General features: G+C 67.9%; 10 protein-coding genes. 4 read left to right on the top strand and 6 right to left on the bottom strand.

What is annotated here, in order from left to right:
• The 4 genes from BGN97_RS15230 to BGN97_RS15215 all read left to right on the top strand — a co-directional run.
• Positions 1 to 1491: heavy metal translocating P-type ATPase (locus BGN97_RS15230; RefSeq protein ID WP_292703266.1), on the top strand; the 1491-nt coding region annotated here is incomplete at its 5' end.
• Between the two features lie 86 nt (positions 1492 to 1577).
• Positions 1578 to 2024, top strand: coding sequence for a DUF6153 family protein (locus tag BGN97_RS15225; RefSeq protein ID WP_292703264.1), 447 nt, complete (start codon positions 1578 to 1580; stop codon positions 2022 to 2024).
• A gap of 114 nt (positions 2025 to 2138) precedes the next feature.
• Positions 2139 to 2747 (top strand): DUF305 domain-containing protein, encoded by a 609-nt coding sequence (locus BGN97_RS15220; RefSeq protein ID WP_188700258.1) that lies wholly within the window; start codon positions 2139 to 2141, stop codon positions 2745 to 2747.
• A gap of 215 nt (positions 2748 to 2962) precedes the next feature.
• On the top strand, positions 2963 to 3442 hold the full coding sequence (locus BGN97_RS15215) for a CueP family metal-binding protein (protein ID WP_292703261.1): 480 nt from the start codon (positions 2963 to 2965) through the stop codon (positions 3440 to 3442).
• Between the two features lie 59 nt (positions 3443 to 3501).
• Here BGN97_RS15215 and BGN97_RS15210 read toward each other — a convergent pair whose 3' ends face one another.
• The 6 genes from BGN97_RS15210 to BGN97_RS15185 form a co-directional block, all read right to left on the bottom strand.
• Positions 3502 to 3912 (bottom strand): low molecular weight phosphatase family protein, encoded by a 411-nt coding sequence (locus tag BGN97_RS15210; RefSeq protein ID WP_188700260.1) that lies wholly within the window; start codon positions 3910 to 3912, stop codon positions 3502 to 3504.
• On the bottom strand, positions 3909 to 4337 hold the full coding sequence (locus tag BGN97_RS15205) for an arsenate reductase ArsC (RefSeq protein ID WP_188700261.1): 429 nt from the start codon (positions 4335 to 4337) through the stop codon (positions 3909 to 3911). The genes BGN97_RS15210 and BGN97_RS15205 overlap by 4 nt, the downstream gene beginning before the upstream one ends.
• Positions 4338 to 4357: 20 nt before the next feature.
• Positions 4358 to 5344, bottom strand: coding sequence for a metalloregulator ArsR/SmtB family transcription factor (locus BGN97_RS15200; protein WP_292703255.1), 987 nt, complete (start codon positions 5342 to 5344; stop codon positions 4358 to 4360).
• Positions 5341 to 6444, bottom strand: a complete 1104-nt coding sequence (gene arsB / locus BGN97_RS15195) for an ACR3 family arsenite efflux transporter (protein WP_188700263.1) — start codon at positions 6442 to 6444, stop codon at positions 5341 to 5343. Before arsB ends, BGN97_RS15200 begins: the two co-directional genes overlap by 4 nt.
• Positions 6441 to 6767, bottom strand: coding sequence for a thioredoxin (gene trxA, locus BGN97_RS15190; protein WP_188700264.1), 327 nt, complete (start codon positions 6765 to 6767; stop codon positions 6441 to 6443). Before trxA ends, arsB begins: the two co-directional genes overlap by 4 nt.
• On the bottom strand, positions 6764 to 7602 hold an 839-nt coding region (locus BGN97_RS15185), incomplete at its 5' end, for an FAD-dependent oxidoreductase (RefSeq protein WP_292703251.1). The genes trxA and BGN97_RS15185, both read right to left, overlap by 4 nt.

Here is a 7602-nt window from a genome sequence, read left to right as displayed (position 1 = left end):
GTCGTGATCGTCCGTCCCGGTGGGAGTGTGCCCGCGGACGGTCGCATCGTGGACGGCCGGGCGGATATGGACGAGTCGATGGTGACCGGCGAATCCCGTCCCGTCGCCCGGAGCCTCGGCGACCCGGTAACGGCGGGGACGGTCGCCACGGACTCCGGCCTGCGGGTGGAGGTCACCGCGACGGGCGAGGACACGGCGTTGGCGGGGATCGGGCGTCTGGTCGCCGAAGCGCAGGCGTCGTCGTCGCGGGCGCAGCGGATCGCAGACCGTGCGGCGGCGCTGCTGTTCTGGTTCGCTCTCACCGCGGCGGTGACCACCGCGGTGGTGTGGACGCTCGTCGGGAGCCCGGATGACGCGGTGGTGCGGGCGATCACGGTACTGGTGATCGCGTGCCCGCACGCGCTCGGACTGGCGATCCCGTTGGTGGTGTCGATCGCGACCGAACGTGCGGCGAAGGGCGGTGTGCTCGTCAAGGACCGTCTCGCGCTGGAGAGCATGCGCACCGTCGATGTCGTCGTGTTCGACAAGACCGGCACCCTCACCAAGGGCGAACCTGTTCTCACCCAGGCGGCGACCGTCGAGGGGATCGATGTGGATCGTCTGCTCGCGCTGGCCGCGGCGGCGGAGGCCGACAGTGAGCACCCGCTTGCGCAGGCCATCGTCCGCGCCGCCCACGAGAAGCAACTCACAATCCCAGCTGCGTCGGGGTTCTCCTCGTCGCCGGCCGTCGGGGTGAGCGCGAGCGTGGACGGGCACGAGGTGCGGGTTGGCGGGCCGCGCCTGCTCGAACAGCTCGGCGCCGCCGAGATCGCCGAGGCAGAGGCATGGCGGGGCGAGGGCGCGATTATCCTGCACATCGCTATCGACGGGCGGGTGGCCGGTGGTCTCGCGCTCGAGGACGAGATCCGTCCGGAATCGCGTGACGCGGTCGAGGCGCTGCACGCGTCTGGGGTGCAGGTGGTGATGATCACCGGCGACGCCGAGGCCGTCGCGCACCAGGTCGGTCGGGAGCTCGGCATCGACCGCGTCTTCGCCGGGGTGCGCCCCGAGGACAAGGCCGCGAAGATCGCCTCACTCCAGGCGGAAGGGTTGAAGGTCGCGATGGTCGGCGACGGGGTGAACGACGCCCCGGCGCTCGCGCAGGCGGATGTCGGGATCGCGATCGGCGCGGGCACGGATGTCGCGATCGCGTCGGCCGGAGTCATCCTCGCCAGTTCCGACCCGCGCTCGGTGCTGTCGGTGATCGAGCTGTCGAAGGCGGCGTACCGGAAGATGCGGCAGAACCTGTGGTGGGCCGCCGGCTACAACCTCGTCTCCGTGCCTTTGGCCGCGGGTGTGCTCGCGCCGGTGGGGTTCGTGTTGCCGATGTCGGTCGGCGCGATCCTGATGTCGCTGTCGACGATCGTGGTCGCCGCGAATGCGCAACTGCTGCGCCGTCTCGACCTCAGCCCGGCAGCGAGCACGCGCGCCGCACGGGAACGGTCAGCCTGACCGAACTATCGTTGACTATGACCAGGAGGGAGCAGCCGTTGAGTGCAGCGCGTGAGCAGCGGGTCGTATCGACGACCGTGCGCCGTGTGCTGCTCAGCGTCGGGCTCACCCTGCTCGTCATCACCGGCCTGCTCGGCATGCATGCCCTCTCCGTCGGGCACACCCTGCCCATGACCGGACACGACCACGCGGCGGCTTACTCTGCTTCGGTGCACGACGTCGCCCTCACACACGACGCCTCCTCCGAGCCGGTGTCGACGATGCGCCACGATGCGTCGAACTCTCTGGAGGCCACGGAGCAGGGCGCCTGTGCGGGTGATGAGTGTGGCGGGATGTCGCACGATCCTGCGATGCAGATGATGATGTGCGTGCTCGCGCTGCTCGCCGTCGCGCTGGTTCTTAGCGCGCCGCGCCTGCTCGGCGGCTGGCTCCTGCCCGTACCGTCACCGCTGGTCCGGGTGCGCGTGCTGCTGCGGTCTCTGCCGTGGCCGCGCCCGCCCTCTCTCCTCGTCCTGTCGATCAGTCGAACCTGATCCGCACCACCCTGCCGCCCGCCCGAACCCTCGGCGCGGTCGGCGGGGTCTCGCCCTGCCCGGGCGACGGATCACCACCCCACATTTCGACTGACAAGACAAGGACCTCTTCTCATGCGTATTCGCACGATCACTCTCTTCGCGACCGCTCTGGCCGCCTCCCTCCTCCTCGCCGGGTGCTCGACAGCCGCCGACGACACCACCGGCGGCGCTGATCACAGTTCGCACTCCACCAGCACCCCCGATGCCTCAACCTCGTCGGAGGCGAATGCCGCCGACGAGATGTTCGCGGCGATGATGATCCCGCACCACGAACAGGCCGTGGAGATGGCGGACATGATCCTCGACAAGGACGGCATCGATCCGCGCGTCACCGACCTCGCCCAGCAGATCAAGGACGCTCAAGCGCCGGAGATCGAGACCATGACCGGCTGGCTCGACGACTGGGGCGCCACATCCGGGGACGGCATGGCCGGTCACGACATGGGCGAGGACGGCATGATGGACGACGAAGCCATGACCGCCCTCGACGACGCCACCGGAGACGAGGCGGCCCGCCTGTTCCTGGAAGGCATGATCGTCCACCACGAGGGTGCGATCGACATGGCCGAGACCGAGCTCGCCGACGGCCAGAACCCCGACGCGCTCGACCTCGCGCAACAGGTCATCGACTCGCAGAGCGCCGAGATCACCGCGATGAACGACATCCTCGACACCCTCTGACTCCTTCTGGTGGTGCGGCGGGCCGCAGCGCAGCTCCGGCCCGCCGCACCACGGACTCGAAAGGCTTCATCATGCATTTCACACACACGAACCCTCCGCGGGCGAAGATCCTTGCGACTGTCGGGGCGCTCCTGTTGGCGACGGGTGTCCTCGTCGGCTGTTCGGCGACGTCCGGGCCGGTGCCTGCTCCCGCGGCGACCGAGTCTCCACGCGATGTGCGCATCGAAGACGTCGATGATCTTGCCGGCCTTGACGCACGCACCATCATCGACACCCTTGACCGGATGCCCGTCAATGAACGCCCGGACACTTTCACCGCGCAGATCCGGCCAGACGCACTCATCATCACCGACGATTCGGGCGAGCAATCCTTCCCGATGCCCGATGACGAGGTGTATGTCGCGATCGCACCGTACGAGCAGCAGACTCACGACTGCTACTACCACGCGCCCGTCAGCTGCGTCGGAGAACAGAGCGACACCGACGTCGACGTCACCATCACCGACTCTGCGACGGGCGAGGCATACACCGACGGCACGGTCCGCACCTTCGATAACGGCTTCATCGGCGTCTGGCTCCCGCGCGGAGTCACCGCTGACGTGATCATCGAGAAGGATGGGCGCACCGCCGAGGGCACTCTGTCGACGGGCAACAACGATGACGCCACCTGCATCACCACGCTGCAGCTGACGTAAACGAAAGATGCCCCTGGTGCCGCTGAATCGCGGCACCAGGGGCATCTTCCGCTCCACTGTCAGCGCAAGAGTTCGACAGCGAGCGCACGGATGTACTCAGCGATCTGGTCCCGGATCGCACGCGTGCGGTCGCCGCCACCGATGTCGGAAGCGTCCTGATCTGCGAAAGTCCAAGTCTCGATCACACCCGCCATGCCGTCGACCGACGCGACCTTCGCCTCGTCGCCGAGGACAATGACCCGATCCACGCTGCGGAGAATCTCCGGGTCGATCGGCTTCGGATACTCGCCCTCCATCGACGCGCCGACCTCGATGATCGCTTCCTCGGCGAGGGCGCTGAGCTTATCGCTCGGTGCGGTGCCGGCTGAGTACACGGTGATCGCGTCGCCTGCGTGCTGGCGCATGAGGGCTGCGGCCATCTGCGATTTGCCGCCGTTCTTCTTGCAGACGAACAGCACCGACGCGCTCATGCGCTGGCCGCCTCTGCGGCTGCGGGCTCGAGCGACGCGATGAGTTCCTCGATGCGGCGCTTGATCTCGTCGCGGATCGGGCGGACCGACTCGATGCCCTGGCCGGCGGGGTCGTCGAGCTTCCAGTCTTCGTAGCGCTTGCCAGGGAAGAATGGGCACGCGTCGCCGCAGCCCATCGTGATGACGACGTCCGAGTCCTGCACGGCCTCGGTGGTGAGGACCTTGGGTGCCTCGCCGCGGATGTCGATGCCCTCTTCGAGCATGGCCTCGACGGCGACGGGGTTGATCTGGTCGGCGGGGATGGACCCGGCCGAACGGACCTCGATGCGGCCTGCCGCGAGGTGGCGCAGGAAGCCCGCGGCCATCTGGGAGCGGCCGGCGTTGTGGACGCAGACGAACAGGACGCTGTGCGTTGCAGTGGTCATGAGAGAGGTCTTCTTTCTTCTCAGCGGGTGGCGAGAGATTCGATGAGGGTGCGGACGCGGGCTTCGATGTCGTCACGGATCGCGGCGACGCCTTCTTCGGAGGCGAGGGCGGGGTCGCCGACGGCCCAGTCCTGGTACTGCACGCCCGGGATGATCGGGCATACGTCCCCGCAGCCCATCGTGACGACGACGTCGGCGGCGCGCACGGCGTCGTCGGTGAGCGGCTTCGGGAATGCAGCCGAGGCATCCTGTTCGCCTTCGATGTCGGCGAGGATCGAGCGGACGTGCGGGTGCACCTCGGACGCGGGCGTCGAGCCGGCGGAGCGTGCGACGATGTCGCCGCCGGAGAGCTGGTTCACCAGTGCCGCGGCGAGCTGCGAGCGGCCCGCGTTGGCGACGCAGACGAACAGGACCTGCGGCTTACCCGCTTCGCGGTCGCGGGTGATGTCGGCGAGACGCTGGCGGGCGAAGCGTTCGGTCAGCGGGACCATATGGCCGGTGAGCTTCGCGGAGCGGACGAGGCCGGCGAACGATTCCCGCACGATCGTGACGACGAGGTCGCGATTCAGGTGATCCATCTCGTCGGCGAGCTCTGCGGCGAGGCGCTCGACCTTCGCGTTGAGGGCTTCCAGCGCAGCCGCGCGATCTTCCTGCTCGGTCGCTGCTTCGGTGATCGCGGCGGGTGCGAATGCATCGAGCAGTGCGGTCACGGCCTGCTTCCGCGAGGGGAGGATGCTGTAGTACACCCACGTGCCGCGTCGTTCGGAGGCGAGCAGACCCGTGTCTTTGAGCTTCTTCAGGTGATGCGACACGGTGGGCTGCGACACGTCCGCGAGCTCCGCGAGGTCGCAGACGCAGGCCTCGCCGCGCGGGTCGGTTGCGATCGCCGACAGCATGCGCAGCCGGAACGGATCGGCGAGTGCCTTGAGCGTCGTCGCGACGGCGTCGGCGGCCTCCTCGCCGATGGCGTGCGTCGGGGCCGGGGTACAGAGTTCGGTGGTGGTCATGATGCCCTCGATTCGGAGACGGCGGGAACAGCATACGGGTCAGTGTGGAACCATTTCCGCGCCGCCCAGAGGGAGACATACACCAGGCCCACGAGCACGGGTACTTCGATGAGCGGGCCGACAACGCCTGCGAGGGCCTGGCCGCTGGTGGCGCCGAAGGTGCCGATCGCGACGGCAATGGCGAGCTCGAAGTTATTGCCCGCTGCGGTGAAGGCGAGGGTGGTGGAGCGGGCATAGTTCAAGCCAATGCCCTTGCCGAGAAGGAGGCCAGCGAACCACATGATCGCGAAGTACGCCAGCAACGGCAACGCGATGCGGGCGACGTCCCACGGCTGGGAGGTGATCGCTTCACCCTGGAGCGCGAATAGCAACACGATCGTGAACAGCAGGCCGTAGAGCGCGAACGGGCCGATCACGGGGATGAACTTTGCCTCGTACCAGTCGCGACCCTTCGCCTTCTCGCCGAAGAAACGGGTGAGGAAGCCAGCCGCGAGCGGCACGCCGAGGAAGACGAGCACGTTGATCGCGATCTGCCCGATCGACACATCGAGGCCCTGCGAGTCGAGGCCGAGCCATCCCGGCAGCACTGTGAGGTAGAACCAGCCGAGCAGTGAGAACGCGACGACCTGGAAGACCGAGTTGATGAACACCAGTACGGCGGTGGCTTCGCGGTCGCCGCAGGCGAGGTCGTTCCAGATGACGACCATCGCGATGCAGCGCGCGAGACCCACGATGATGAGGCCGGTGCGGTACTCCGGCAGGTCGGGGAGGAAGATCCACGCGAGGGCGAACATCACCGCAGGTCCCGCGATCCAGTTCAGGATCAGCGACGATGCGAGCAGCTTCTTGTCCCCGGTGACGGCGGCGACCTTGTCGTAGCGGACCTTCGCGAGCACCGGATACATCATGACGAGCAGCCCGAGACCGATCGGCACGGAGATTCCGCCGACCTCCATGTGTGCGAGCACGTCGGACAGTGCCGGGATGAACCGGCCGAGGAGGAGCCCTGCGACCATGGCGAGGCCGATCCAGAGTGGCAGCCACCGGTCGAGGGTGGAGAGCCTTGCGGGCTTCGCGCGGGTCTGTGTCGCGGTGCTCATGCGATCAGCTCGTCGATCTTGCCCGCGATGACGGGCTTGGGGTTCGCGCCGATGAGCACGTCGACGCGCTCACCGTCGCGGTAGAAGCCGAGGGTCGGGATCGACGTGACCCCGGCAGCCATCACGGTTTGCGGGTTGGCGTCCGCGTCGAGCTTGACGATCTTCACCCGGCCGTCGTATTCGCCGGCGAGGTCTTCGAGGATCGGGGCGATCGCCTTGCATGGTCCGCACCAGGTCGCCCAGATGTCGACCAGCACGGGGATGTCGGACTGCAGTACCTCGGCCTCGAACGTGGCGTCGGTGACGGGGATGGTCGCGCTCATGCGGATGCCTCCAGGAGTTCGGTCTCGGTCTCGTCGACGGAGAGGCCGGCGAGGAAGTGCTGGGCGTCGAGCGCGGCGGCGCAGCCGGTGCCCGATGCGGTGATCGCCTGACGGTAGCGGCGGTCGACGAGGTCGCCGGCGGCGAAGACGCCCGGCAGGTTCGTCGCGGTCGTGGGGTGGTCGACGAGCACATAGCCCTCGTCGTCGAGATCGACCTGACCGGCCAGCAGCTCCGAGCGCGGGTCGTGGCCGATCGCGACGAACACCCCGGAGACGGGCAGGATGCTCTCGTCGCCGGTGACCGTGTCGCGCAGGCGGAGCGCCTCGACGGCGCTCTCGCCGACCAGCTCAGCGACCTCGCTGTTCCAGGCGACCTCGATTTTCGGATCGGCGAGCACGCGCTCGGCCATGATCTTCGACGCGCGGAACTCGTCGCGGCGGTGCACGATGGTCACCTTCGACGCGAAACGCGTCAGGAACAGCGCCTCCTCCATCGCCGAGTCACCGCCGCCGACGACGGCGATCTCCTTCTCGCGGAAGAAGAACCCGTCGCAGGTCGCGCACCACGACAGCCCGTGTCCCGACAGCCGCTCCTCCTCGGCCAGGCCGAGCTTGCGGTACGCAGAACCGGTGGTGAGGATCACGCTGCGCGAGCGGAACGTCTCACCCGAACCGGTCTCGATCGTCTTGACGTCGCTTGCGAGCTCGAGGCGGGTCGCATCGTCGTAGAGAATGCGTGCACCGAAGCGCTCGGCCTGCGCCCGCATCGCCTCCATCAGCTCCGGACCCTGCACGCCGTTGGTGAAGCCGGGGAAGTTCTCGACCTCGGTGGTCG

It is taken from the genome of Microbacterium sp. 69-10 (genome assembly GCF_001897945.1).
Lineage (GTDB): Bacteria > Actinomycetota > Actinomycetes > Actinomycetales > Microbacteriaceae > Microbacterium.
This window is presented reverse-complemented; position numbering and strand designations above follow the sequence as displayed.

Bases quoted from the DNA above. Each gene is read 5' to 3' on its own strand.
- trxA (WP_188700264.1), bottom strand. From the start codon at position 6,767: ATGAGCGCGACCATCCCCGTCACCGACGCCACGTTCGAGGCCGAGGTA.
- BGN97_RS15205 (WP_188700261.1), bottom strand. From the start codon at position 4,337: ATGACCACTGCAACGCACAGCGTCCTGTTCGTCTGCGTCCACAACGCC.
- BGN97_RS15200 (WP_292703255.1), bottom strand. From the start codon at position 5,344: ATGACCACCACCGAACTCTGTACCCCGGCCCCGACGCACGCCATCGGC.
- BGN97_RS15220 (WP_188700258.1), top strand. From the start codon at position 2,139: ATGCGTATTCGCACGATCACTCTCTTCGCGACCGCTCTGGCCGCCTCC.
- arsB (WP_188700263.1), bottom strand. From the start codon at position 6,444: ATGAGCACCGCGACACAGACCCGCGCGAAGCCCGCAAGGCTCTCCACC.
- BGN97_RS15210 (WP_188700260.1), bottom strand. From the start codon at position 3,912: ATGAGCGCGTCGGTGCTGTTCGTCTGCAAGAAGAACGGCGGCAAATCG.